This window comes from Gracilibacillus xinjiangensis, from assembly GCF_042651765.1.
GTDB classification, from domain to species: domain Bacteria; phylum Bacillota; class Bacilli; order Bacillales; family Amphibacillaceae; genus Gracilibacillus; species Gracilibacillus xinjiangensis.
Map to the genome: position 1 here is coordinate 1,157,879 of NZ_JBHSDT010000008.1, position 23,971 is coordinate 1,181,849.

General features: G+C 35.9%; 27 protein-coding genes. 9 read left to right on the top strand and 18 right to left on the bottom strand.

The features are described 5' to 3' along the window. Window positions 1-56 precede the first annotated feature (56 nt). From ACFOY7_RS17140 to ACFOY7_RS17170, 7 genes are all read right to left on the bottom strand, one after another. On the bottom strand, window positions 57-371 hold the full coding sequence (locus ACFOY7_RS17140; RefSeq protein WP_390253773.1) for a hydrolase: 315 nt from the start codon (window positions 369-371) through the stop codon (window positions 57-59). Window positions 372-467: 96 nt separating this feature from the next. Beyond that, on the bottom strand, window positions 468-1,307 hold the full coding sequence (locus ACFOY7_RS17145) for an ABC transporter ATP-binding protein (RefSeq protein ID WP_390253774.1): 840 nt from the start codon (window positions 1,305-1,307) through the stop codon (window positions 468-470). A 132-nt stretch (window positions 1,308-1,439) separates the two neighbouring features. Next, the gene (locus ACFOY7_RS17150; RefSeq protein WP_390253776.1) at window positions 1,440-2,894 is read right to left on the bottom strand and encodes an o-succinylbenzoate--CoA ligase; all 1,455 of its coding nucleotides are present in this window, start codon (window positions 2,892-2,894) and stop codon (window positions 1,440-1,442) included. 194 nt (window positions 2,895-3,088) lie between these two features. Further along, on the bottom strand, window positions 3,089-3,907 hold the full coding sequence (gene menB, locus ACFOY7_RS17155; protein WP_390253778.1) for a 1,4-dihydroxy-2-naphthoyl-CoA synthase: 819 nt from the start codon (window positions 3,905-3,907) through the stop codon (window positions 3,089-3,091). After that, window positions 3,897-4,718 (bottom strand): 2-succinyl-6-hydroxy-2,4-cyclohexadiene-1-carboxylate synthase, encoded by an 822-nt coding sequence (gene menH, locus ACFOY7_RS17160; protein WP_390253779.1) that lies wholly within the window; start codon window positions 4,716-4,718, stop codon window positions 3,897-3,899. Before menH ends, menB begins: the two co-directional genes overlap by 11 nt. Next, the gene (gene menD / locus ACFOY7_RS17165) at window positions 4,702-6,447 is read right to left on the bottom strand and encodes a 2-succinyl-5-enolpyruvyl-6-hydroxy-3-cyclohexene-1-carboxylic-acid synthase (protein ID WP_390253781.1); all 1,746 of its coding nucleotides are present in this window, start codon (window positions 6,445-6,447) and stop codon (window positions 4,702-4,704) included. The genes menH and menD overlap by 17 nt, the downstream gene beginning before the upstream one ends. 3 nt (window positions 6,448-6,450) lie before the next feature. Next, window positions 6,451-7,839 (bottom strand): isochorismate synthase, encoded by a 1,389-nt coding sequence (locus ACFOY7_RS17170; RefSeq protein WP_390253783.1) that lies wholly within the window; start codon window positions 7,837-7,839, stop codon window positions 6,451-6,453. A gap of 302 nt (window positions 7,840-8,141) precedes the next feature. Here ACFOY7_RS17170 and ACFOY7_RS17175 point away from each other — a divergent pair, with 302 nt between their 5' ends. Both ACFOY7_RS17175 and ACFOY7_RS17180 read left to right on the top strand, forming a co-directional pair. Continuing rightward, window positions 8,142-9,086 (top strand): 1,4-dihydroxy-2-naphthoate polyprenyltransferase, encoded by a 945-nt coding sequence (locus ACFOY7_RS17175; protein WP_390253785.1) that lies wholly within the window; start codon window positions 8,142-8,144, stop codon window positions 9,084-9,086. Window positions 9,087-9,100: 14 nt separating this feature from the next. Further along, window positions 9,101-9,484, top strand: a complete 384-nt coding sequence (locus ACFOY7_RS17180; RefSeq protein WP_390253787.1) for a PaaI family thioesterase — start codon at window positions 9,101-9,103, stop codon at window positions 9,482-9,484. 13 nt (window positions 9,485-9,497) lie between these two features. Here the strand turns inward: ACFOY7_RS17180 and ACFOY7_RS17185 are convergent, their stop codons facing one another. Together ACFOY7_RS17185 and ACFOY7_RS17190 are read right to left on the bottom strand one after the other, a co-directional pair. Next, on the bottom strand, window positions 9,498-10,079 hold the full coding sequence (locus tag ACFOY7_RS17185; protein ID WP_390253789.1) for an ECF transporter S component: 582 nt from the start codon (window positions 10,077-10,079) through the stop codon (window positions 9,498-9,500). A 94-nt stretch (window positions 10,080-10,173) separates the two neighbouring features. Then, window positions 10,174-11,235, bottom strand: a complete 1,062-nt coding sequence (locus ACFOY7_RS17190; protein WP_390253791.1) for a M20/M25/M40 family metallo-hydrolase — start codon at window positions 11,233-11,235, stop codon at window positions 10,174-10,176. A gap of 92 nt (window positions 11,236-11,327) precedes the next feature. Here ACFOY7_RS17190 and ACFOY7_RS17195 point away from each other — a divergent pair, with 92 nt between their 5' ends. Next, window positions 11,328-12,323: a potassium channel family protein gene (locus ACFOY7_RS17195; RefSeq protein WP_390253793.1), complete on the top strand. Its 996-nt coding sequence runs from the start codon at window positions 11,328-11,330 to the stop codon at window positions 12,321-12,323. Window positions 12,324-12,357: 34 nt separating this feature from the next. Here the strand turns inward: ACFOY7_RS17195 and ACFOY7_RS17200 are convergent, their stop codons facing one another. Together ACFOY7_RS17200 and ACFOY7_RS17205 are read right to left on the bottom strand one after the other, a co-directional pair. After that, window positions 12,358-12,768 (bottom strand): YugN family protein, encoded by a 411-nt coding sequence (locus ACFOY7_RS17200; RefSeq protein WP_390253795.1) that lies wholly within the window; start codon window positions 12,766-12,768, stop codon window positions 12,358-12,360. A gap of 118 nt (window positions 12,769-12,886) precedes the next feature. After that, the gene (locus ACFOY7_RS17205) at window positions 12,887-14,233 is read right to left on the bottom strand and encodes a glucose-6-phosphate isomerase (protein ID WP_390253797.1); all 1,347 of its coding nucleotides are present in this window, start codon (window positions 14,231-14,233) and stop codon (window positions 12,887-12,889) included. Between the two features lie 198 nt (window positions 14,234-14,431). On the opposite strand from ACFOY7_RS17205, the gene ACFOY7_RS17210 reads away from it, so the two are divergent. After that, window positions 14,432-14,629, top strand: coding sequence for a DUF378 domain-containing protein (locus ACFOY7_RS17210; RefSeq protein WP_390253799.1), 198 nt, complete (start codon window positions 14,432-14,434; stop codon window positions 14,627-14,629). 22 nt (window positions 14,630-14,651) lie between these two features. Here the strand turns inward: ACFOY7_RS17210 and yugI are convergent, their stop codons facing one another. Then, entirely contained in the window at window positions 14,652-15,005 is a 354-nt protein-coding gene (gene yugI, locus ACFOY7_RS17215; RefSeq protein WP_390253801.1) for a S1 domain-containing post-transcriptional regulator GSP13, read from the bottom strand. 330 nt (window positions 15,006-15,335) lie between these two features. Here yugI and ACFOY7_RS17220 point away from each other — a divergent pair, with 330 nt between their 5' ends. Then, window positions 15,336-16,151, top strand: a complete 816-nt coding sequence (locus ACFOY7_RS17220) for an alpha/beta fold hydrolase (RefSeq protein ID WP_390253803.1) — start codon at window positions 15,336-15,338, stop codon at window positions 16,149-16,151. A 71-nt stretch (window positions 16,152-16,222) separates the two neighbouring features. After that, on the top strand, window positions 16,223-17,407 hold the full coding sequence (locus ACFOY7_RS17225; RefSeq protein ID WP_390253805.1) for a MalY/PatB family protein: 1,185 nt from the start codon (window positions 16,223-16,225) through the stop codon (window positions 17,405-17,407). A 4-nt stretch (window positions 17,408-17,411) separates the two neighbouring features. Here ACFOY7_RS17225 and ACFOY7_RS17230 read toward each other — a convergent pair whose 3' ends face one another. The 3 genes from ACFOY7_RS17230 to ACFOY7_RS17240 form a co-directional block, all read right to left on the bottom strand. Beyond that, entirely contained in the window at window positions 17,412-17,990 is a 579-nt protein-coding gene (locus tag ACFOY7_RS17230) for a superoxide dismutase family protein (protein ID WP_390253807.1), read from the bottom strand. 90 nt (window positions 17,991-18,080) lie between these two features. Then, window positions 18,081-18,236: a hypothetical protein gene (locus ACFOY7_RS17235; RefSeq protein WP_390253809.1), complete on the bottom strand. Its 156-nt coding sequence runs from the start codon at window positions 18,234-18,236 to the stop codon at window positions 18,081-18,083. A 160-nt stretch (window positions 18,237-18,396) separates the two neighbouring features. Beyond that, window positions 18,397-18,660, bottom strand: coding sequence for a phosphocarrier protein HPr (locus tag ACFOY7_RS17240; protein WP_390253810.1), 264 nt, complete (start codon window positions 18,658-18,660; stop codon window positions 18,397-18,399). Between the two features lie 221 nt (window positions 18,661-18,881). On the opposite strand from ACFOY7_RS17240, the gene deoD reads away from it, so the two are divergent. Then, a complete protein-coding gene (gene deoD / locus ACFOY7_RS17245) occupies window positions 18,882-19,592 on the top strand; it encodes a purine-nucleoside phosphorylase (protein WP_390253812.1) in 711 nt (236 codons plus the stop codon). 209 nt (window positions 19,593-19,801) lie between these two features. Continuing rightward, window positions 19,802-20,275, top strand: a complete 474-nt coding sequence (locus ACFOY7_RS17250) for a divergent PAP2 family protein (RefSeq protein ID WP_390254154.1) — start codon at window positions 19,802-19,804, stop codon at window positions 20,273-20,275. A gap of 51 nt (window positions 20,276-20,326) precedes the next feature. Here the strand turns inward: ACFOY7_RS17250 and ACFOY7_RS17255 are convergent, their stop codons facing one another. The 3 genes from ACFOY7_RS17255 to ACFOY7_RS17265 form a co-directional block, all read right to left on the bottom strand. Next, window positions 20,327-21,010, bottom strand: coding sequence for a 3D domain-containing protein (locus tag ACFOY7_RS17255; RefSeq protein WP_390253814.1), 684 nt, complete (start codon window positions 21,008-21,010; stop codon window positions 20,327-20,329). Window positions 21,011-21,069: 59 nt separating this feature from the next. Then, window positions 21,070-21,381, bottom strand: coding sequence for a YuiB family protein (locus ACFOY7_RS17260; protein ID WP_390253816.1), 312 nt, complete (start codon window positions 21,379-21,381; stop codon window positions 21,070-21,072). Between the two features lie 124 nt (window positions 21,382-21,505). Next, window positions 21,506-22,723 carry an NAD(P)/FAD-dependent oxidoreductase gene (locus tag ACFOY7_RS17265; protein WP_390253818.1) on the bottom strand — a complete coding sequence of 406 codons (1,218 nt, stop codon included), beginning with the start codon at window positions 22,721-22,723 and terminating at the stop codon, window positions 21,506-21,508. Window positions 22,724-22,984: 261 nt separating this feature from the next. Between ACFOY7_RS17265 and ACFOY7_RS17270 the strand changes: the two genes are divergently transcribed. Further along, window positions 22,985-23,968 (top strand): NAD(P)/FAD-dependent oxidoreductase, encoded by a 984-nt coding sequence (locus ACFOY7_RS17270; RefSeq protein ID WP_390253820.1) that lies wholly within the window; start codon window positions 22,985-22,987, stop codon window positions 23,966-23,968. The last annotated feature ends 3 nt before the right edge of the window (window positions 23,969-23,971 follow it).

Sequence of the window (23,971 nt, forward strand, 5' to 3'; positions counted from 1 at the left end):
TTAAACATTGAATTTACTATATAGACGTTTTAATATAAATAAAAGTTTCATTTTTCTCAAAATTCTCTCCCAATATTTTCTTCATCCATTGCTTTTTTTGTTTCAGAATCAGCCAAATTATAAATCATTTGATAGACTCCTTTCATTCCGCTGTCATATTTATCATTTTGAGGATCATTATGATATGGCATGTATGGAATATGTGCTCTGACAAATGCGCTCATATCTGCATCATGTATTTCATTAAATTTTTCTCTTAATAGAAAGATTTCTTCATCAGTTGCTTCAATAACGAACTCAGTATTCGCCCCATACGGGATTTGAGATATTTCCTGGGTTCCAATATTAACATAATACTTTTTCTTCTCCATTTTATTCACCTCTTAAAGTTAGTTTATGTATTATCATTTAAAAAATACAAAAAGCTCCCTATCCATATCGGATAGAGAGCCAAAAGTTTGTCCATATTAAATTGGCTGGATGTTTTGTTGCTTTGCTTCTTCGACTGCTTGTTTGATTAAACAACGTCCTCTGCCATGCGGAATACACATAGGTGTACCGAACATGGGATCATACATTACATCACATTTCATCTGAAATACTTCATTTACTAGGCTGCCACTTATAATTTCTTCGGGTTTGCCTTGAGCATAGACCTTTTTATCTTTTATCGCGACAATGTGATGTGCATATCGACATGCTAAATTAATGTCATGCAGTACCATAACAATTGTACTATTTCTATTTTCATTCAATTCAAAAAGTAAATCCAATATTTCTATTTGGTGTGTCATATCTAAGTAGGTTGTTGGTTCATCAAGTAAAATAGTATCCGTACCTTGTGCCAGGGTCATAGCAATCCATGCACGTTGACGCTGACCACCTGATAATGAGTCGACAGTCCGGTCTTTTAATTCCAGCATATTGGTAGCATCTAATGCTTCATTTACTGACTTTTCGTCTTCATATGACCATCTATTGAACATTGTTTTGTACGGATGACGTCCTTGACGAACTAATTCCTCTACTGTTAAACCTTCAGGACTTGTTGGACTTTGAGGTAGAATCGCCAATTGTTTTGCAACATCTTTTGTCGGTATTTTAGCTATATCTTTACCGTTTAGGACAACATCACCTTGCTTTGGTTTTAATAGACGAGCTAATGATCGCAATAATGTTGATTTCCCACAACCATTCCCACCAATAAAGACAGTAATTTCTCCTTTAGGGATAGTTATGTCTAATGAATCTATTATAACTTCTTCGCCATAGCCAAGTGTTAAGTCTTTCGCCACTAATGTTTCCATTTCGGAATCTCTCCCTTAATCACGTTCATTCCAAGCGTATCTTGCACAATTAGTATTACTTCGTACTGTTTTCTACCTTCTAGTCTATTGGTTTACTGGAGAAAAGTCAATGATTTTGAGAATCATTATTAATTATAACCATTCTAATAATTTATGTCTTTGTAGCTTATTTGTTGCATTACGAGGCAGTGACTGGACAAATTTTATATGTTTCGGTATTTTATATCTTGCTAACTTCTCCTTACAATAAGCAAGTATTTGGTCACTTGTTAATTCAGGTTCATTCTTGATAACAAAAGCAACTGGTACCTGCCCCCACGTTGGATCAGTTTGTCCAACTACTCCAGCTTCGGCTATAGCATCCATTGATAGTAAACAATTTTCAATTTCCGCAGGATATATATTCTCACCACCAGAGATAATTAAATCACTTCTCCGGTCAACTACATAAAGAAAACCTTCCATATCCTTATAACCCAGATCGCCTGTCAGGAGCCAGCCATCTTTAAATGAAGAGGAATTAGCATCCTCGCATTTATAATAACCAGTTGTAACCATCGGACCACTTACAGCGATTTCACCTATTTCCATTGGCGGTAATTGTCTTTCTCTTTTTCTTATTTCAATACGTGCTGAAAACAGGGCTTGTCCTGCAGATCCGCTTTTCCTGAAAGCATCATTCTCGTTTAATGTAGCAATTTGGGATGATGTTTCAGTCATGCCATATGTTTGAACAATCGGTATTCCTTTTTTCTGTGCTTTTTTTAACAAGGAGAGTGGTGCAGGTCCTCCACCTAGCAACATGCAACGAAAACTCTCGGGATAATTCCCTTCGCCAAGCGCATTTATTAACCGGGAACACGTCACGGCTACAACAGAAATTATGGACACATGATGTTTCATTATTGCTTGATGCACTGTTTGCTCATCAAATTTCTCCAATAAATAAACTGGCATACCATAAATAACACTTTTTAAAATAATGGATAATCCTCCAATATGGAATAGTGGTAAACATGCTAACCATTTATCTGATGGTAAAAGCCCTAAATTTAATGCAGAAGCAATGGCGCTGGACCAGTGGTTATTAAAACTGTGCATCACTGCTTTTGCTTTCCCTGTTGTTCCTGATGTAAACATCATTGTACATAATTGATGCATGGTGATTGTATGGGCGATGGGAACTGCAATCGGATCTAGTTGGTGAATTTCCGAAAAGGTATAGGCTGTAACACTGTCAAAAGCTGCTTTCTCTTTGAGATTTTTGGTTGTTAGAATTAAATTCACATCTGCTGTTTGACATTGTGTTTGGATTTCCTCTTTTGTCAGACGCGTATTTAGAAAAACAACAGGTGCTTCCAGGTAGGTACAGGCAAAAAATGCTGCGATCATATCCAATGAGTTATTTGATAAAAGACCAACATGTTGACCTTTTTTTATATGGTTGGCAAGTTTTTCAGCTAATAAGATTGATTCATTATATAATTGAGCAAAGGTCCAACTTTCACCATTAGCAATTTCTATTGCCAATGCCTCCGGGATTAATGCAGCCCGTTTCGTCAGCCAATGCTCCATGGCAGTCTCCATAATCCAACCCCCTTCTTGTTTGTACAGAATTACACTCATCGTGGATAGAAGTATTATGTACACTAGTTCTGTTCTCACAAATTTAAGTAATTTTCTCGTACTTAGTATACATAAAATTACCTTTTTCCAATACTTGTTAATGGAAAAATTAGAAAATGACCAATACTTAAGCATTGGTCATTCACCTATTTGTATTAAGGAAAACGCGGGAATTTCTTGAAGTCTGGTTTGCGTTTTTCTTTAAAGGCATCTCGTCCTTCTTTTGCTTCATCTGTTGTATAGTAAAGCAATGTCGCGTCACCACCCATTTGCTGTAATCCCGCAAGTCCATCCGTATCTGCATTAAAGGATGCTTTTAGGAAACGTAGCGCTGTTGGTGACTTTTCTAACATTTCTTCACACCATTGTACTGTTTCTTCTTCCAGCTTTTCTAGAGGAACCACTGTATTTACGAGGCCCATATCGAATGCTTCCTGTGCATTATATTGACGGCAGAGATACCAAATTTCGCGAGCTTTCTTATGTCCGACAATACGTGCAAGTAACCCAGCACCATAACCAGCGTCAAAACTGCCGACTTTAGGTCCTGTCTGTCCAAAAATAGCATTATCGGCCGCTATCGTTAAGTCACAGACAACATGCAATACATGTCCTCCACCAATAGCATAACCAGAAACCATTGCTACAACTGGCTTCGGAATAACACGAATTAACCTTTGCAAATCTAATACATTTAATCGAGGGATTTCGTCTTCTCCAACATATCCACCATGACCACGAACTTTCTGGTCACCGCCAGAACAGAATGCTTTATCTCCTGCTCCCGCTAAGACAATCACACCAATACTTGAATCATCTCTTGCATGTGTAAAAGCATGGATTAACTCATTTACTGTTTGTGGACGAAAGGCGTTATGTACCTCAGGTCTGTTGATCGTAATTTTAGCAATACCATTATATGTTTCATATAAAATATCTTCATAATTATGTTCATTTACCCATTCAATTGACATCAGTTGTCCTCCTTCTTGATATAAACTCATTTACTATTGTACCAAAAATATTTGTTTGTTCCACATGAATTGCATGCCCACTCTTTTTTACCATTTGTAACTCACTGTTTGCAAGTGTCTGATTCATTTTCTTCCCAATCTGTACAAACTTATTATCCTCTTCCCCTACAATAATACAGACGTCACATGTCACTTGCTGGAGATATTCCCACCATGATGGCATGGAACCCGTCCCCATTACTTGAAGCGAATGGGCTAATCCTTCTTTTGTCTGTGATAATCTTTCTTGGCGTATCTTTTTTCTTACATGTTCAGGTAAACTGCGTTGCGATTCAAATAAAGGGACTTTTTCCCATTTATCCACAAAAACTTCCAATGGGTTCTCTAGTATAAATGCCGCAAGTTTATGGTCTTCTCTAACCCTGTTTTCTCTCTCTGCTTCATTAGCAATTCCAGCAGTGGTACTTTCCAATAAGAGTGATTCAACATACTGAGGATAAAGAATCGCAAAAGAAATCGCCGTTCTTCCCCCCATGGAATAACCAAGCAGATGAATTGCAGAAAGTCTCATTTGGTCAAATATGCTGGCTAAGTCTGCACAACAAGCTTCTATTGAATCGACACATGCGTTTGTACGACCATGCCCTGGTAAATCGACTAAGATCACTTGGTAATTGTCGATTAAGCTATCTTTAACAGAATGCCAAGTATTAGTGGAACCAGTAAATCCATGCAGCATAACAAGTGGTTTCCCATCACCATATATTTCTACCCAATAGCTATTCCCACCAACATTATAATACATTTTCATTTTTCTGCATTAATCCTAACAGTTTTTGACCAACTTTGTTCCACTTAGTTTGATGCCATAAAACATTCTCATTTCGGTCTGTTTGTACCTCTATAATAGATAGTCCACCTTCTTCATAACTTTGAGCTAAGGAATCAAGATAATCTTGCCAGTTCTTCGGACAATGATAATTGATGTCGAATGCTTTAGCGAGTTTTTCCATATCCATTGATTGAGAAGTTCCAAACAGTAATTCATAATAAGGACTTTGCTGTTTAGCTTGTGGCAAGAAAGAAAAAATTCCGCCACCATCATTATTTACCAAAACAATAGTTAAAGATAAATTATAATTCCTTGCCAGCAATAAACCATTCATACTATGTAAAAAAGAAATGTCACCAATTAATAATGTCGTATGCTTGCCAGTTGCACTCATACCAACTGCTGTTGATACAATACCATCAATACCATTAGTACCGCGGTTAGCAAACACTTCTATTGCTCTTTCATGGCAGAACCAGAAACTATCTACATCTCTTATAGGCATACTGTTACCAACAAAAAAGATCTGATCTTTTGGAATAACAGATTGTATCCCCAATACTGTATGCCCCTCGGTTAATTCTTCCTGATTAATTTCACTTAATATTTGCTTCGTTTCATCATTCCAATTTTGCCATGCTTTTAAATAGCTGGGATCATAATAAAGACTAACATTCGCTAATTGGGCTAATATTTTGACAGGGTCGCCATAAATGAAATGTGTTTTTAAGCCAACTGGTTCTCGATGTCCTTCAACTGCCTCTATGACAAAATGCTCCATATCGGTATTTTCCTGCAATAACTGTAAATACGCTTTGGAGATCGGCATCGCGCCAACACGGATAATAAAATCTATTTTTACCTGTTTCCTGACTTCAGGCATTTTCAAAATAGCATCATAACATTCGATAATATGTGTTTTAGAATGGCTGCCATTTCTAAGTGGTGAGAGAGGATCAGCGAGTATCGGCAAGTTCCAATTTTCCGCTAAATGATTCACCGCTTCCGTTATTCCTTCTGTATTGTCAGGACCACAAACAAGTAAGCCCCTCTTCTTGTCAGTTATTAATGTAAGAATTTCGGTCAACGTTGTTTCATCAAGCTGATAATTCATCTGTGGCACTATCCTTGGGGAGTTGTGCCCCCATAACCCAGAAATGCTAAAATCGGGCAATAATGGTTCCTGAATTGGAAAGTTTAAATGAACAACACCGCTATTAGGCATTATTGCTGTCCGGACTGCTCTGTCAGCCTGATTTCTTACATATGTGAGCATCTTTGGTATATCACTTGGCACGGCCATTTCATGAAACCATTTCACATAATCACCATATAACTTGATTTGGTCAATTGCTTGTGGTGCACCTACATCTCTTAGCTCATGAGGACGGTCAGCTGTTAATACTATTAGCGGGATTCTGCTGTAATACGCCTCAATAACTGCCGGAAAGTAATTAGCGGCAGCGGAACCTGATGTACATACAAGGACAACTGCCTCTTTTTGTTTTTTTGCCATTCCCAGGGCAAAATAAGAAGCGGAACGCTCATCAATATCTACCCATAAATCAAATTTTTTATATTCTGCAAAAGTCAGGGCAAGGGGTGTGGATCTTGAACCAGGAGATATGACTACATTCCTTACCCCGCTCCGATAAAGTTGATCAACAAAATTGGATATATATCTTGTTAGTTTTATCTGATGACTCATAGGTTAACCTCCCAACGCTTCTAACATTGGAGTAAACTTTATTTTCGTTTCTTCGTATTCCATCTCTGGATCTGAATCCTTAACAACTCCGCATCCGGCAAATAAAGATGCTTTTTCATCACATATTAAGCCAGATCGGATGGCGACCGCAAACTCGCCATTAAAACTGCGATTAAACCAGCCGATCGGAGCCCCATACCATCCTCTTTCTAATGTTTCATGCTCACGTAAAAAGGATAATGATTCATTTTGTGGAAATCCACTCAACGCAGGCGTTGGATGTAGCTTTTTCACAACATCAAGCAGTGTGTAGCCATGCTTTAGTTCCGCTCGAACTGGTGTATACAAATGCTGCAAATTTTGCAATGGATAAATAACTGGTTGTTCAGGTATTTGCACATTATGAGCACAAGAAAGGACAGCATCCCGAATCATGTTAACAACGATTTGATGCTCTTCACGATTTTTCTTATCTTGTAAAAGTGCTTGTCCCATTTGTTTATCATCTTCTGTGGTCTTGCCTCTTGGTGCAGTACCTGCTAAGCATGTGGATAATAAATGATTATTTTTTACTTGAACTAACCTTTCCGGTGATGCACCAATAAAGCATGCTCCCTCTGACTCCCATGCAAATACATAACTGTTCTTCTGATTCGTTAATAACTGCCTTAATACATCAGTAATATTGCAGGGCTTGCGAAGCTCTACCTGCAATTCTCTTGCCAAAACAATTTTTTCAACAGAATGATTATCAATATAATCTGTTACTTCACGGACTAAGTTCTTCCACTCACCAGGATCAACTTCATGTTTCAAAAGAATTGGATTTACCCCTTCAGACCTTTGAGGCGGAGGATTAAGTAACATATTGCGTTCTTCATGTAAAACGCTAGCTAATTTCCCGACATTACTATGAGGATCTATCCATGTATTAGTGGTTAGGAAATAACCATTCTCATCGACAGTTAGCATATATTCCGGAATACGAAATTGACTCCCTTCAAACCCTTGCCACAATTGATAGGTTTCATTTTCCTCATCAAATGGAAAGCCGCCAATTGCGATAGGACCAGTATTCGCACTCTCATCATGCCTTTTTATAATGGTTCTTTCCATTAACTTTTTCCATTCTGCTTTCACTGTATCATATGAATGCCTTTCTGCCTTTAATGTATAGGAGTCACCTATCCCAACAAAACAAACATTTTGATCCGCATTTGACCAAAATGATCTGTTTTTAGCAAGATTTTTACCAGCAGCAAAAAATGAAAGTCTATCCACTTTGTTAATTTTCTCACTTATACTAACAAGGGAAGCTGTTTTACTTACTTGAACTTGTTTAAGTGCTGCTGTTAGTACACCCTCTATATTTATTCCCTGTGTCTCGATCATCCGAAAACCCTCCAGTATAATAGGGCATTTTTTTCATAAACGATATCCATTATAGTACAAATCGAAGTAATTTTAAATAAAAGACTACTTCCCGTATACAGATATGCTAGGCTATTTAGTAAATGTTATGCCTTTCTTAAATTAATTTCTTCTGATAGTATAACAAAAAAACAAGGGAATAGTGTGTTAAATAACTTCCCTTTTCACACTAAATTCAAACGGTCATCATTGACACACATCATACTATTCAATAAAATTATAATGTTGTACTCATAAATACGTAGATCAAGGAGATTTCTTCAATGGGACCAAAATCTGAACAAGAAACAAATCATTTGAATGAGAAACCAGGATTACATGTTTGGTGGCGATTGTTAAGGCCCCATACGTTAACAGCGTCTTTCATCCCAGTAATTGTTGGAACAATGCTTGCAATATTAGATGGAGAATTCCATTTACTACTATTTTTAGCAATGTTAATTGCAGCGATGCTAATTCAAGCAGCGACCAATATGTTTAATGAATACTATGATTACAAGCGTGGTCTTGATAACGAAAAGTCTGTCGGTATAGGCGGAACGATTGTTCGCGATGGCGTTAAACCAATCGTTGTAAAAAGGCTTGGTTTTCTATTCTTTTTCCTTGCAATTTTATTAGGTGTATATATCTGCCTTACTTCGAGTTGGTGGATAGCGGTTATTGGACTCATTAGTATGCTAATAGGCTATCTTTATACGGGGGGACCCATTCCCATTGCTTATACACCATTTGGCGAGCTGTTTTCTGGCGGACTAATGGGTACTGTAATGATTAGTATTAGTTATTATATCCAGACATTACAAATAACTATGGAAGTTATTATTATTTCTGCCCCTATCGCCATTTTTATTGGTTGCATTTTACTGTCAAATAACATTCGTGACTTAGATGGTGATAAAGAAAATGGCCGGAAGACATTAGCCATTTTAGTCGGCAGGGACCGGGCTATTACTTTATTAAAGTGGCTAATGCTTATTAGTTATCTGTTAACATTAGTTTATGTCGCTGTCGGTTTATTACCAATCTACAGTGTGATTAGTTTGCTGAGTATTTCAAAAGCTAAGTATGCTGTGGACACGTTTCGCAAAAACAATACCAATGTAGGTATGATCCCGGCAATGGCAGCAACTGCTAAGACAAATACTATCTATGGAGCGTTAATTTCATTATCATTGATTATCCATGTTATTTATCCATTGTCACTATAATGGAGGGGAACCTTATGAGTAATTTATTAGAAACATTAGGAATGAAGCTTCTTCAAGCAGATAAAGACACGATTTTAATGGAAATGCCAATTACTGAAAAAGTGAAACAACCGATGGGCTATCTTCACGGAGGAGCGTCTGTTGCATTAGCTGAGACAGCCGCAAGTATAGGCGGACTTCAACATATTGACCAAACAAGACAAGCTGTTGCCGGATTGGAAATTAACTGTAATCATATAAAAGCAAAAAAAGACGGATACTTGATTGCTAATGCTATTCCTCTTCATGTCGGAAAAAAAACAATGGTATGGGAAGTAAAATTAACGGATGAGTCAAATGACCTTATTGCTGTAGCAAGGTGCACCTTAGCAGTCGTAACTCCATCTGTTGATAAGTAAAAAAAAGCGCACATTAAATTGTGCGCTTTTTTTCAATCCATTTTTTTAATCTTAAGAAAATAAAATAATAGACCATCCCAACAATTATTCCTTTAATCAGATTAAATGGCAAAATACCTGCTAAGACCGTATTTTGTTTAACAGTTTTTGATAATTCTTCCCACCCCATAAAAATACTGTAGGCAGGCAAAAACACAAAGTAATTTAAGACAGACATTCCTAACGTCATAAAAATGGTACCTAATATCAGTCCTACCCAAACACTTTTCTTACTATTATATTTATAGTAAAGGAAAGTTACTGGAACTACATAAAATAATCCTGCTAAGAAATTTGCTGTAGCCCCAATAGGATCGTAAATCGCAGTCAGTGCAAGATATAGTATATTTTTAATTGCCAATACTGCTGCCCCTGCCACTGGATTAAACATAAGCCCTGCAATAAATGCGGGTAAATCACTTAAGTCTAATCGCAAATATGGCGGTAGAAAAGGTATTGGAAAATTGATAAACATTAGTATTGCTGATATTGTCCCCATTAATGCGAAAATTATAAACTTGTAGAGATAAGAATTGGGAAATGTTGGTTTTTTCAACCTGGTTCCCCCCCAAGAAGCAGATGGTAACAAAATTTTCTATTATCTATTCTTACCTATCTTAAGTTTATGAGTTTATTATGTCAACAATATTTCAATCAATCTCTAATGGTTTTAGGCTTTCTGTCCCCTTTAGGGATGATATCATTTCAACCAATAATTCAATCTCAGCATCGATATCTGCTATACTGGCTGTCTCTACGGGTGAATGCATATAGCGCAATGGGAGTGATACTAGACTGACTGGTACACCCTTACCTGTTACACGCATTTTATCTGCATCTGTACCCGTCTGTCTTGGTGTCAATTCATATTGGATCGGCATTGCTAACTTTTTAGCAGCTGATTCAAGCCATTGGTTCATTTTTCGGTTAATAGGGGCTCCTTTTGCCAAGACTGGGCCGCCATCCAAGCGAATATCCCCATGCTTTCTTTTATCAACAGAAGGATAATCTGTTGCAAAAGTTACATCACAGGCAATAGCGCAATTAGGCTTTAATCCGGCTGCAGCAAAATAAGCTCCACCCATATTTGTTTCTTCATTTACAGTACTTACTGCATATACACCAATATTAAGCTCTTTTCCACTCAATCTTCTCAAAACTTCAGCAATAATAAAAGCTCCCGTTCGATTATCAAGTCCCCGTCCAGAAAGATAACGTCCCATTAATAATTCAGATTGACGCCTATATACAACCAAGTCGCCGATTTGTACATGTTCAATAACTTCTGCTTTACTTTTTGCACCACAATCAATAAATAGATCTTCAACATCGAAATCGTCTTTCATGCCACCATGGTGCTGTGCATTAACACCAATCACACCAGGTAAACGGCTATTTTCGCCAAGAATTTCTACCTTCATCCCTATAGCCGCTTTCGGGTTAATTCCACCCATTTTATCTAAATATATATATCCATTCTCATCAATTCGATTGACGACAAATCCAATTTCATCACAGTGGCCAGCTAGTAAGATATGAAAATCTGCATCTGAATTAATGGCAGCTATTGCATTACCTGCTTCATCTGTTTGAATTTTATCTGCATATGGTTTAATATAATCCAACCATTTTCTCTGAATATTCATCTCCAGACTTGAAGGTGACGGTGTATGTAGTAAATCCATTAAGAAATTTAAACTATTCTCTTCCATTGTTTCACTCCTAGTTATATTATTTTCGGGCATAATTCAGAAACTATTGAACAAACTAATTTAGAAAATATTGGATTAGCAGGTGAGATATAATGATTTGGCATAAATGTATTCAATTTTATTTCCATTTACCTATTTTTGTTCGTTTACTATTAAGTGTATGCTTCATCATGCTGTTTTTTGGATTATTTATTCACTTAATAGAACCAACACATTTCCCGACATTATTTGATGGTATATGGTGGGCTTTTGTTACAGGTTCGACAGTTGGTTATGGTGACTACGTTCCATTAAGTGCACTAGGAAAAACGGTCGGTATATTTTTAATATTGGCAGGTGGAGGCCTTGTGACATTTTATATGGCTACAATCTCTGCCAGTACTATAAAGCATGAGAAAGACTTATCTGAAGGTAAAGTTGCATTTAAAGGTTCCAGGCATATAATCATTATCGGCTGGAATGAGCGCACTCGTCAATTAATTGACATGGTTAAGGATAGTTCGCTTCATCAGGATATAGTATTAGTAGATCATACGTTAAAGAATATTTCATACCAAGATCATCATATTCATTTTATTCAAGGAAATCCTACAGCTGATAATATATTGCAAAAAGCGAAAATAAAAGATGCGACACATATCATCATAACGTCTGATCCTTCCATGAAAGAAAATGAAGCTGACCGCCAAACAATCCTGAACATCATATCTGCTAGAGGAAACAATCCTGATATAGCTATTGTTGCAGAGATATTAACAGAGATCCAAAGGAAAAATGCCGAGCGTGCTGGAGCTAACGTAATCGTTCGTTCCAATAATTTTATGAGTTCATTATTCTTTCAGACTATATTCCAGGCAAGCAATAAAGCTACAGATATTATAGCAAAAACATTAGAACAACAACAATTTTGCACAATTCCTATTGATGAAAAGTTAACCAATCAAACATTTCAAACAGGTGCGAAAGAATTTTTAAATAATAATAAATGGTTAATTGGAATTTTTAGAAACGAAGAGATTATCATAAATCCTGGTTTCGAGTTTATTCTCAAAGAAAATGATCATCTTATTTACCTAAGGCCATTTTAATTATACTAATGACAAAGTGTTTGGCTCACTTTGTCTATTTAATATGATCTAAAATAACTTCTAATTGATCTAACAATTGCTTCCCTTTCTCAATGTATTTGCTCGGAATATCCGCATCCTTCTCAACTGGTGTTTGAAATTGATTAAAAGCTGCTTGAATGACACTGCTCTCCGCCCTTTCATCAACATTATTCTGATATTTGTGTGTAAGAATATATGGTTGATCTAATCTTACCAAAACGTCTTTATCTTCTATTTGTCCATTGACAGTATGGAATGGGATCCGTAAAAAATGGTATCCATCATCCTTCGCCAGTTTGTAGTCAAAATAACCATGATCATATTCCCATGCTCCGCCCAAACTATAACCTGCATGTTCTAATACTTCCTTTAACTGTTGATATACCAACATTCTATTACGGATTGGTGATTCTATTTCATACATAACCTGATTCACTCCTTGTAATTTTTCTCGCTTATCATAGCATTCCTTGCGAGTGAAGGATTATGTATTAGTCAAAGAAAAACCCGTATCACTTATTACAGTAATACGGGGATCTGGATTATAAGCGTTTTTCTAATTTTGCCTTCTCTTCCTCAAAACCAGGTTTACCTAGTAATGCAAACATATTTTTCTTATATGCTTCAACACCTGGTTGATCAAATGGGTTAACACCTAGTAGGTATCCGCTAATTGCACAAGCTTTTTCAAAAAAGTAAACAACATACCCAAATGTATATGCATCTAATTTAGGCAAGTGAACAAGCAAGTTAGGAACTTGTCCGTCAGTATGTGCAAGCAATGTACCTTGGTATGCTTTTTCATTAACAAAATCTAGAGTTTGTCCAGCAAGATAGTTCAATCCATCTAAATCTTGTCCCTCTTCTTCAATGGTAATATTAGACTTAGGCTCTTCCACATGAAGAACTGTTTCAAAAATATCACGGCGACCTTCTTGTACATACTGTCCTAATGAATGAAGGTCTGTAGAGAAGTTTGCAGAGGAAGGGTAAATTCCTTTGAAATCTTTTCCTTCACTTTCACCGTATAATTGCTTCCACCATTCAGAAAAATACTGAAGTGCCGGCTCATAATTAATTAGCATTTCAATTGTCTTCCCTTTGTTATAGAGCACATTTCTTACTGCGGCATATTGATATGCAGGGTTTTTCGCTAAATCAGCTTCTCCTAATTCAACCTGTGCTTTCTGTGCACCTTGCATCATTTCATCAATATCGATACCACTTACAGCGATTGGAAGTAAACCTACTGCTGTTAGTACAGAATAACGGCCACCAACATCATCAGGAATAACAAAACTCTCATAACCTTCTTCATTCGCTAATGTCTTCAATGCACCTTTTGCTTTGTCTGTTGTTGCATAGATACGACCTTTCGCTTCTTCTACCCCATATTTTTCCTCAAGGTATTTACGGAAAATACGGAAAGCGATCGCAGGTTCAGTTGTCGTACCACTTTTCGAAATAACGTTTACAGAAACATCTTTATCTTTTAATACGTCAAATAAATCATTGATATATGGTGCACTAATGCTGTTTCCAACGAAAAATACTTGAGGAGTCGTACGTTGCTCTTTAGAAAGCTCATTATAGAAAGAATGATTTAACATTTCAATTGCAGCACGAGCACCTAAATAGGAGCCGCCAATACCTACTACTAACAGAACATCAGAATCAGACTTAATTTTTTCTGCAGATTTTTTGATTCGGGCAAATTCTTCTTTATCATAATCTGTCGGAAGGTCCACCCAACCTAAAAAGTCATTACCTGCACCTGTTTTATTATGTACCATTTCATGCGCTAGCTTCACTGGTTCTTTCAAATAGTCAAGTTCATGCTGACCGAAGAAATCTAACGCTTTTTCATAATCAAAGCGAACGTGTGTCATTTTATACCCTCCATTATATTTATTATTACTTTATAAATGTAACGGATAGTTGGCTTTAAATCAAGCCATGCTATAGCACATTTCACAATTTAGTTAAGTTTGGCATCTAAAATTATGGATATCTTAAGAATAAAATTGGAATTCTATCACATGATAGAAAAGGAGAAAAGTGTTGTAAAACAGGAAGGAGCGAATATGATGAAAAAATTAGCATTAGTACTCGTTATTATAGGTGCTTTAAACTGGGGACTAATTGGGCTTTTCCAATTTGATCTTGTTGCAACTATATTTGGTGGCGGAAGCCAAGAAGGAGTATTTGCGAGAATTATTTATACTGTTGTTGGGATCGCAGGCTTAATAAGTATTGCTTTTCTGTTTGATTCTAATAGAGATTAAACCGGGTGATAACCCGGTTTTTTTATTCTGATTGTTTTATCCATTCTTGTAATTTGTCTTTCAATGTATTAAACCCATGTTCACCTTCTTTTTCATTTATATTTTTATCTTCCGTACGGCTTTCCGCAGCATTCTCATCAAGTGCACGAATGGATAGGGCATATTTATTATTGTCTTGGTCGATTTCAAGAATCTTTACCTTAACCTTGTCCCCTTCTTTAATATGTTCGTGAATATCTTTAACATATCCATTTTTGATTTCTGAAATGTGGACCAACCCTTGAATCTCGTCTGTTAAAGCAATAAATGCTCCATATGGCTGGACACCTGTTACAACACCATCGACCGTATCTCCTGCTTGAAATTCATTTGCCATTGTTTCATCTCCTTGCATGAGTTTTCGCAATAATTAATCGTTTATAGACAATATGTAATGTTAGCATAATTCCGTTTATAATAGCAAAAGTTTTAATAAGAAATGTTAGGAATACTATCACTATTAACCAGATTAACCCGCATATGCAGGGCCATAGAGTATCTCACATAATCCAGCTGCTAAATAAAAAAATATTTTTTTCTTTTCACATGTTTATAAAAAATATTAGCGGGTATAATTAAAACATGTAAGACTTTCTCGTATTCCCCCTGGATAGCAAAGCGATTTGATCGCTTTGCTTATTTTTTTATCTATACAAAGGAGTTCAATATGACAAATATTCGCTACAAAGAACATCTCATCTGTTACGACCTTCATCATTCAACAGAAATCAAACAACCTAAATATATACTTCTATTACATGGGTTTCTTGCATCAAAGTATTGTTTCAGAAACATGATTCCCTCTCTAACAAAGCATTATCATGTCATTACAATGGATATTCCACCATTCGGGGAGAGTTCAAAAAAGAAGAATAATTTATATACATATGATCATATGGTTGAAGCTATTATTTCCCTTTTAGATCATTTAGAAATTAATCAAATAACTTTAATGGGGCATTCAATGGGTGGGCAAATTGCCTTAAGATGCAGCTGCTCTCATCGAGAAAGAGTGGATAAATTATTCCTGCTCGCCCCTTGTTCATTTATGCACCGGTCACCAATATTTGCCCGATTGGTAAGTTATAACCCTCTTGCACCATATATTGTAAAGAAATTTTTACGAAATAAAGGTGTATATGAAATATTAAGACAATGTCTATACAATGATCAACTAATTACAAGAGAAATGATTGAGAAATATAAAGAGCCATTTCAGGATAATGCTATTTTTCATTCCATTATGACATGGCTAAAAGACCACCAGGGAGATCTACTAGAAGAACAATTAAACACCATCAATGTCCCTTGCACCATTTTCTGGGGAAAAGAGGATCTTATCCTGCCATACCAATTAGGTTATGATTTATTAAGATGTATCAAAGACGCTAAACTTTACTTGATTGATAATGTCGGACATTTTCTTCCTGAAGAAATACCCTCTATTATCACTTCTGCTATTTTTGCAGACAGCAAGGCATGAAACTTTTCAATCAATACAGTATAATGTTTAAATATAGTTACAAGTGTAAAATAATTGAGGAGAGTTTATTTATGAAACAACATTTTGAACAAATTATTGATAGAAAGAATACCCGTGCGGCGAAATGGGATTTAGTAAAGCAATTATATGGTTCTGAAGATGTTTTACCAATGTGGGTTGCTGATATGGATTTTAAAGTTCCGCAAGCGGTCGCAGATGCGCTAAGTGAAAGAGCGAAACACGGAATTTTCGGTTATACAATGACTGATAGAGAACTTAATAAACTAGTTGTTGATTGGGTTAGTTATAAACATAATTGGGACATTAACAATAACTGGTTACTGTACAGCCCAGGTGTTATCACTACATTACATATGGCAATCCAGAGCCTTACCGAAAAAGGGGATAAAGTCATGATCCAAACCCCTGTCTATCCACCTTTTTATCAGATTATTCAAACACACGGACGTACTTTAGTAACGAATGAATTGCAATTAAAAGCTGGCAAATATGAGATAGATTTTGCTGATATGGAAGAAAAATTCAAAGAAGGTGTCAAAGCATTTATTTTGTGTAATCCACATAATCCTGTTGGCAGAGTATGGACAAAATCAGAATTAGAAAAGATGATCTCTCTATGCAAAAAATACCATGTATTTATATTAGCAGATGAAATTCATGCTGATTTAGTTTATGAACCATATAAACATATTTCAATCGCTTCATTAGATGAGGATATTCTCCAACAATCCATAACATGTATGTCTCCAACTAAAACTTTTAATTTAGCTGGTTTACAAATTTCATATGCCATTGTTGCGAATAAGGAGATTCGTAAACAAATGGAAGAGATGTTCCACAAGCAAGGAATTAACGGAATGAATACTATGGGAATAACTGCTTTAGAAGCTGCTTACAAGGAAGGGAAACAGTGGTTAACCAATTTAATCGAACAATTAAAAATAAACTTGGATTATGTTATCGAGAGATTATATAAGAGAAACGATGTAAATGTTATAAGGCCTGAAGGCACGTATTTGGTTTGGCTAGACTTTCGTGCTTTAGGTATATCCCAGGATGAGTTAAAAAAGTTTCTGCAAAATGAAGCCAAAATCGGTCTAAACGACGGAGTATCCTTTGGTGAGGAAGGAACTGGATTTATGCGGATAAATATCGCTGCACCATTCGAAATAGTTAAAAAAGGAATAGACAGGTTAACAAACGCCTTAGATAAACAAAATAAAAAAGAAGAGTAGGCTGTTACTCTTCTTTTTTATTTGTCTCTGTAGGATCTGTTGGTTCTTGTTCGTTCTCTGTCTTATCTAAGGAGATAACACCACAAATGATTCTGGCTCCTGCATCTCCGCCAGGTTGACTGATTCCATCGTCCTGTTTTTCATGAATAATAATAGATGTTCCGTCTTCTCTCAAGAGAGAATTTTTCCCATCTGTTAAAGTTGCTCCAGGTAATTCTAATTCGACATCTGCTGTACCATCAGCCTTTATTTCAAGATTAGGCATATCTCCTAAATGAGTACCTTTTGGATGCATTAAGCCATGCTCATTCCCTTCAGGATTTAAATGGTTTCCAGCGGTTTGAAAGTCAGGACCTTCACATTTCGCATATTCATGGATATGAATACCGTGAAACCCTTCTTCTAATCCTTCTACCTTTACTTGAACGGTCACCTTGTCCTGTTGTTCTTTAAAATTTGCTGTCCCGACTGCATCCTGATCAGCATTATACAAGCGGACTTCAAGTGGGGATCTTGTTTCCTCCTGACATGCAATTAAAAGTACTGTTGTTAAGATAAGGATACTTAATAATAACCTGTTCATCCGATCACCTCTCCGTATTTATCCATTTACTAGTATAAACAAATAAAAGGAGAATTAATCATTTAAACAAGCTAAAGTCTTCCTCGTTATTTATTTGAACTTATCGTCCCATTTCTTCTCTTCTTTTTTTGAATGTTTTACTAAGAAATACATCGAAGTAATAGCTGCTACAACAAAGAAAAACAAACTTATTGCCGCAGGTATATACTCTGATTTATCTTCAGGAAAGTATAGAAATTCCATCATTATTATCACTTCCTTACAAAAAGCTTATAATATTTTCTATCACACAGATATTGATTGAATAATTTTTACCTGTAAATAAAAAAGCTAGTAAGATAAACTAGCTTTCGTTCATTAAAAATAGTGCACACAATAAAAATAATTTTTTACAATTGTTACAAGACTATTTTCCTAAATGTTCCTGAATAGTTTCTGCAATTCCTTCTAATGCCTGATCTTCATCATTACCATCAACAGAAATACGAATCTCCGCACCTTTTGGTACACCAAGTGACATAACTCCCATGATTGATTTCAGGTTTACTGTTTTGCCATTATAATGTAATTCGACATGTGATTCATATTGACCAGCTTTATTTACTAGCAATGTTGCTGGTCTTGCATGAATACCAGTATCGCTCTGGATTGTAAAAGATTGTTCTTTCATTCTAAATTCCTCCCCTTTTTTTCGTTCCGTTTTTATTATAATGTCCCATTTTCATTGTAATGTATTTACTAAGTCCTATTATATACGAAATTTATAAATTTAGAAACTAAAATCATTAGAAATTTTTCGATTGTTTTCTACAGGTATAATTTGTAATAGTAAAATGAATATGATATTTTCATACTAGAAAAGATCTTTATATAAATAAAGGAGGATGGGCAATGAGTGTACATATTGGTGCAAAAAAAGGAGATATCGCTGAAACGATATTATTACCGGGCGACCCTTTACGCGCAAGGTATATTGCAGAGAATTTTTTAGAAGATACCGTTTGTTACAATGAAGTAAGAGGAATGTATGGTTTTACCGGAACGTATAAAGGTGAGCGTATTTCAGTCCAGGGAACAGGCATGGGTGTTCCATCTATTTCTATATATGTTAATGAATTAATTCAAAGTTATGATGTGAAAAATCTAATACGTGTAGGTACGTGTGGGGCTATTCAAAAAGATGTAAAAGTACGTGATGTCATTTTAGCAAGTACATCCTCTACAGATTCCCAAATGAATCGAATGACTTTTGGGGGGATTGATTATGCACCAACAGCTGACTTCTCCTTATTAAAAAAAGCTTATGATACAGGGGTAGATAAAGGATTGTCTTTACGAGTTGGAAATGTATTTACAAGCGACAGTTTCTATCGGGATAATATGAAAGAATTACTCCCATTATTAGATCAATATAATGTGTTAGGAATAGAAATGGAGACAACAGCACTTTATACATTAGCTGCTAAGTTTAACTGTAAAGCATTATCCATATTAACAGTCTCTGATCATATCGTAACAGGTGAAGAAACCTCCGCAGAAGAACGACAGACAACTTTCAATGATATGATTGAAGTAGCACTTGATGCAGCGATCATACAATAAGTTCGTTCTATATCGGCTGTTTGTCAGGAGTTAGGTGTAATGCCTTCTTCTTCTCTAAGTAAATAACACTATTTTTAAATTGTTGTAAAAATCTCTTGGTTTATTATCAGATAAGATTCCGCTATGCTATAATAGTGAATAATTATAATTACATAATTGATAGTGTTGTCACATTTTCACTTCAAAGAATGAGAAAGGATGTCAACAATTTGGAGCTCTTTGCCAATTTCCCATTATGGGCTGCCCTAATTGCAATCTTTATAGCTCAAGCAATTAAGGTACCATTACATCTAATTGCAACAAAAGAATTCAAACCAGGACTTGCCTTTAGTACTGGAGGTATGCCTAGCAGCCATTCTGCTGCAGTCACTGCAGTTTCAACAGGAGTTGGGATAGAACATGGCGTATCATCTGGATTATTTGCAGTATCATGTGTTTTTGCTATCATCATTATGTTCGATGCTACCGGCATTAGGAGGCAAGCTGGAGAACAAGCGATTCTTTTAAATATGCTCGTTAAAGATTTTCACCGATTAGTTTCTGAAGCAAAAGATTGGTCTCAAAAAGGTGAATATGAAAAGCAAAAAGAATTAAAAGAGTTACTGGGACATCAACCGATTGAAGTATTTTTCGGAGGATTGTCAGGTATCATTATCGCTATATTATTACATCCATTTTTTTAAGTATAAAAAACAGTTCCATTAATATTTCATGGAACTGTTTTTTTGCAGCTTTTATTCTGATTGATATTGAGATCTGAAAACTTGTAATGCTTCCGTATCATTCAAAGCGGTTAATGTTTCCTCAGTTAATTTACCATTACCGTGTTTTACTACATAAACATCCACTTCTTTTTTTCCCCACTTCTCAAATACTTCAGATACTGTTGGATAATATAAGTCTATTTTATGTCCTTTTATTGCACTACCTGTATCAGCTACCACACCATAACCATAATCTGGTATGAATAAAATGGTTCCAATTGGGAAAATTGATGTATCTGCAGCAATGGTAGAATAGATATCTCTTTTCACTTTCACTCCAGAGTAAGTGATGCCATACGCTGGGTGACCTGGAGACTTTCCGGTGGATTCAACCCCTGCTGTATAACCAGTTGCAACAACCTTCATTTTCTCGTATTGTGTTAAATCAATTGTTTCTTCTAAAGTAGCAGGCGCATTCACTTGTTCACTAGAGATATATTTGGTTGCTTTAGACTGTTTCCTCACATACCGTTTCTTATCGATCATTGCTTTCGTTTTTGCCTGGTTAAATTCTATGGGTTCTGTTTCCGATGATTCCAAACTTGCAAAAACATCTGTTGTTGAAATATTGGCAATGAGCGAATAACTAGATAGTAGAGCTAAACCGAACAAAAGAATGAACAAACATTTTCTTAAAATTTTGTAAACTAACATAAAAAAAGATCACACCTTTCCTAGGTGTCATCTTTTCCAATTCTACTCGATTTATACATTTAAAACATTTGATAACCATTTTTTCTTAAAAACCTGATTACAAAACCTGCAACAATTGTTCCGATAAATCCTGATGCAAGTATAATTACATCTTGCATACCGAGTGAAGCTACTTCATTACCTAATGATGAAAAAGCAGTTCCCGGCTCGATAAAATATTCAGAAAACGGAACCGTGTCCACAATAAATATAACAATTACCGGAAATACAAAAGCCATAAGCCATGTTTGTCTTAAAATCATGTTTAAAATAAAACTTATCCCAAAAAACAAAACAAAAAACAGTAATACTGAAATAAACAATTGAATCATCTTGTTTCTCCCTTACTATGTATCTATCCCATAATTTTATTATGTGTCTATATGGAAAGCAAGTACATACTCCGAAAAATATATGGAAAAAGCAGAGGGGTATTCCTCTGCTTTCAAAGCACGGTTAACCGAAAATATTAAATTTGCCTTTTTTAAGAACTAAACCTACTCCACCGATTTTAAATAACGCTCGATTATCAATAACTTTCTTCATAACTGATGCTGACCAGCCGAATAATTTCTTTCCATTAAAGATGCTACCCATCGCATCCTTTTCACCAAGTGAACAAACTGTTCCACGGTTAATAAATTCGAACTCCTCAAGCTCTCCGCCTTTAACAAGTGCAATCAGGTTATGTGCACAAACTTCCGCTTCCTGCATAGCAATTTGTGCTGTTGGCGGGTATGGACGGTCGATTTCTTTGTTCCATATTAATGCACAATCCCCTACAACGAATACATCTTGATGTGATGGTGCACGAAGGTGAGCATCTACTTGTACTTTTCCACGATTATCTTCCAGGCTAGATTCTTCTACTAAGTGATTGGCACGAACGCCTGCCGCCCATACTGTAGTTAGTGCTGGGATATCTTCTTTTACACCGTTTTGTTCGATTGTAATTCCATCAGGACGGCATTCTTTCAAGAACGCACCTAGTTTAAATTCTACTCCACGTGCTTCTAATGAGTTCATCGCATATTCAATTAACTCCGGATCGAATCCCGGCAGAATGGAATCCATTCCTTCAACATTGATTAAACGAACTTTGCTGCGGTCAATGTCATATTCTTCACAAAGCTCTGGCACACGGTTGGCAAGTTCCCCAAGGAATTCAATACCAGTAAAACCGCCACCGCCAACAATGATATTCAAGCGTTCTTGTTTTGGTTCCGGCTCATTGTTATATTTAGCAAATTGGTATTCAATATGCTGACGAATTAGCCTTGATTGATTAATACTGCCAATTGTAAATGCATGTTCCAATAGTCCAGGAATACCAAATGTTGCTGCCTCAAATCCTAATGCTACAACTAAATAATCATACTCTACCACACCATTAGCTAATTCTACTTTTTTCTCATCAGGTTTAATAGCTGTAACTGTATCCTGCACAAAATTAACTTTTGCAGAATTAATTATATCACTGATCTTCATTCTGCCGCGGTCGTGATGCAGTGTACCTGCTGCTACTTCATGTAACCAGGTTGATTCATAATGGTAATCATGCTTATTTACTAAAGTAATATGCGCATCATTTACTCCAAGTTTCTTCTGAAGCTTAGCTACAGTAGTTAAACCGCCATAACCTGCCCCTAATACAACAATTTTAGGTTTATTCATCTTTCTCACATCCATTTAAGATTTTTGTCGTACGAATACGTGATATTTTTCACGTACTGTCACATAATCGTGCATTAATACTAATTAGTCCATATTATATGTTAGTCCTTTTTCCGACATTTTTCAACCCAGAATTTTATTTTTATCAATTTTATTTTCATACATATGGAGCAGCGAGCTTGGCGCATATTCTTTCTGTTCATTTATAATATAATTATGTTAAAATAATAGCCATTGATGTATTAATAGGGGGAATCTATTGTGTCAGAACATGTTTATGATATAACGATAATTGGGGCAGGTCCAGTTGGCCTGTTCACAGCGTTTTATGGTGGTTTGAGACAATCATCTGTGAAAATTATCGAGAGCTTACCGCAAATCGGCGGACAACTAAGCGCATTATATCCTGAGAAGTATATTTACGATGTGGCTGGTTTTCCAAAAGTTCGCGCCCAGGAACTTGTTGATAATTTAAAAGAACAAACAGACTTATTCAAACCAGAAATTGTTTTAAATCAATCAGTAGAAACAGTTGAAAAATTAGAAGATGAAACCTTCCGCCTTACTACTAATGAGGAGGTTCATTATTCTAAAGTAATTATAATTACTGGAGGAAATGGAGCATTTCAGCCACGCAAATTAGCTTTGCCAAATGCAGAGCAATTTGAGAACAGCAACCTGCATTACTTTGTAGATAATATGGAAAAATTCCGTGACCAAAAAGTTGTCCTGTTTGGCGGTGGAGATTCTGCAGTTGATTGGGCTTTAATGTTAGAACCAATTGCAAAGGAAGTAAGCTTAGTTCACCGTCGGGATGAATTTAGAGCACATGAGAGCAGTGTGGATACACTAATAAATTCAAATGTGAACATTTTAACACCATTTGTTCCTGAACAATTAAACGGCGATATGAAGATAGACCAAGTTATTCTAAAAGAAGTAAAAGGGGAAAAAGAGATCACACTTGATGTTGATCACGTTTTAGTAAACTATGGGTTTATTTCTTCTTTAGGACCAATTAAAAACTGGGGTCTGGAAATTGATAAAAACAGTATAGTTGTAAATTCAAAAATGGAAACCAATATACCAGGAATATATGCTGCTGGTGATATTTGCACATATCCAGGAAAGGTTAATCTTATCGCAGCAGGATTTGGTGAAGGACCAACAGCAATAAACAACGCGAAAGCCTATATGGATCCAAAAGCTAGAATTCAACCAAAACACTCAACAAGTATGTTCTAATTC

Coding starts and splice junctions, on each gene's coding strand:
- ACFOY7_RS17225 (WP_390253805.1), top strand. CDS start 16,223: ATGAAACAACATTTTGAACAAATTATTGATAGAAAGAATACCCGTGCG.
- ACFOY7_RS17175 (WP_390253785.1), top strand. CDS start 8,142: ATGGGACCAAAATCTGAACAAGAAACAAATCATTTGAATGAGAAACCA.
- deoD (WP_390253812.1), top strand. CDS start 18,882: ATGAGTGTACATATTGGTGCAAAAAAAGGAGATATCGCTGAAACGATA.
- ACFOY7_RS17210 (WP_390253799.1), top strand. CDS start 14,432: ATGAAAAAATTAGCATTAGTACTCGTTATTATAGGTGCTTTAAACTGG.
- ACFOY7_RS17200 (WP_390253795.1), bottom strand. CDS start 12,768: ATGTATGAAATAGAATCACCAATCCGTAATAGAATGTTGGTATATCAA.
- ACFOY7_RS17145 (WP_390253774.1), bottom strand. CDS start 1,307: ATGGAAACATTAGTGGCGAAAGACTTAACACTTGGCTATGGCGAAGAA.
- menH (WP_390253779.1), bottom strand. CDS start 4,718: ATGAAAATGTATTATAATGTTGGTGGGAATAGCTATTGGGTAGAAATA.
- ACFOY7_RS17255 (WP_390253814.1), bottom strand. CDS start 21,010: ATGTTAGTTTACAAAATTTTAAGAAAATGTTTGTTCATTCTTTTGTTC.
- ACFOY7_RS17230 (WP_390253807.1), bottom strand. CDS start 17,990: ATGAACAGGTTATTATTAAGTATCCTTATCTTAACAACAGTACTTTTA.
- ACFOY7_RS17140 (WP_390253773.1), bottom strand. CDS start 371: ATGGAGAAGAAAAAGTATTATGTTAATATTGGAACCCAGGAAATATCT.
- ACFOY7_RS17170 (WP_390253783.1), bottom strand. CDS start 7,839: ATGATCGAGACACAGGGAATAAATATAGAGGGTGTACTAACAGCAGCA.
- menD (WP_390253781.1), bottom strand. CDS start 6,447: ATGAGTCATCAGATAAAACTAACAAGATATATATCCAATTTTGTTGAT.
- yugI (WP_390253801.1), bottom strand. CDS start 15,005: ATGGCAAATGAATTTCAAGCAGGAGATACGGTCGATGGTGTTGTAACA.
- ACFOY7_RS17180 (WP_390253787.1), top strand. CDS start 9,101: ATGAGTAATTTATTAGAAACATTAGGAATGAAGCTTCTTCAAGCAGAT.
- ACFOY7_RS17235 (WP_390253809.1), bottom strand. CDS start 18,236: ATGATGGAATTTCTATACTTTCCTGAAGATAAATCAGAGTATATACCT.
- menB (WP_390253778.1), bottom strand. CDS start 3,907: ATGTCAATTGAATGGGTAAATGAACATAATTATGAAGATATTTTATAT.
- ACFOY7_RS17220 (WP_390253803.1), top strand. CDS start 15,336: ATGACAAATATTCGCTACAAAGAACATCTCATCTGTTACGACCTTCAT.
- ACFOY7_RS17265 (WP_390253818.1), bottom strand. CDS start 22,723: ATGAATAAACCTAAAATTGTTGTATTAGGGGCAGGTTATGGCGGTTTA.
- ACFOY7_RS17240 (WP_390253810.1), bottom strand. CDS start 18,660: ATGAAAGAACAATCTTTTACAATCCAGAGCGATACTGGTATTCATGCA.
- ACFOY7_RS17260 (WP_390253816.1), bottom strand. CDS start 21,381: ATGATTCAATTGTTTATTTCAGTATTACTGTTTTTTGTTTTGTTTTTT.
- ACFOY7_RS17190 (WP_390253791.1), bottom strand. CDS start 11,235: ATGGAAGAGAATAGTTTAAATTTCTTAATGGATTTACTACATACACCG.
- ACFOY7_RS17205 (WP_390253797.1), bottom strand. CDS start 14,233: ATGACACACGTTCGCTTTGATTATGAAAAAGCGTTAGATTTCTTCGGT.
- ACFOY7_RS17195 (WP_390253793.1), top strand. CDS start 11,328: ATGATTTGGCATAAATGTATTCAATTTTATTTCCATTTACCTATTTTT.
- ACFOY7_RS17150 (WP_390253776.1), bottom strand. CDS start 2,894: ATGGAGACTGCCATGGAGCATTGGCTGACGAAACGGGCTGCATTAATC.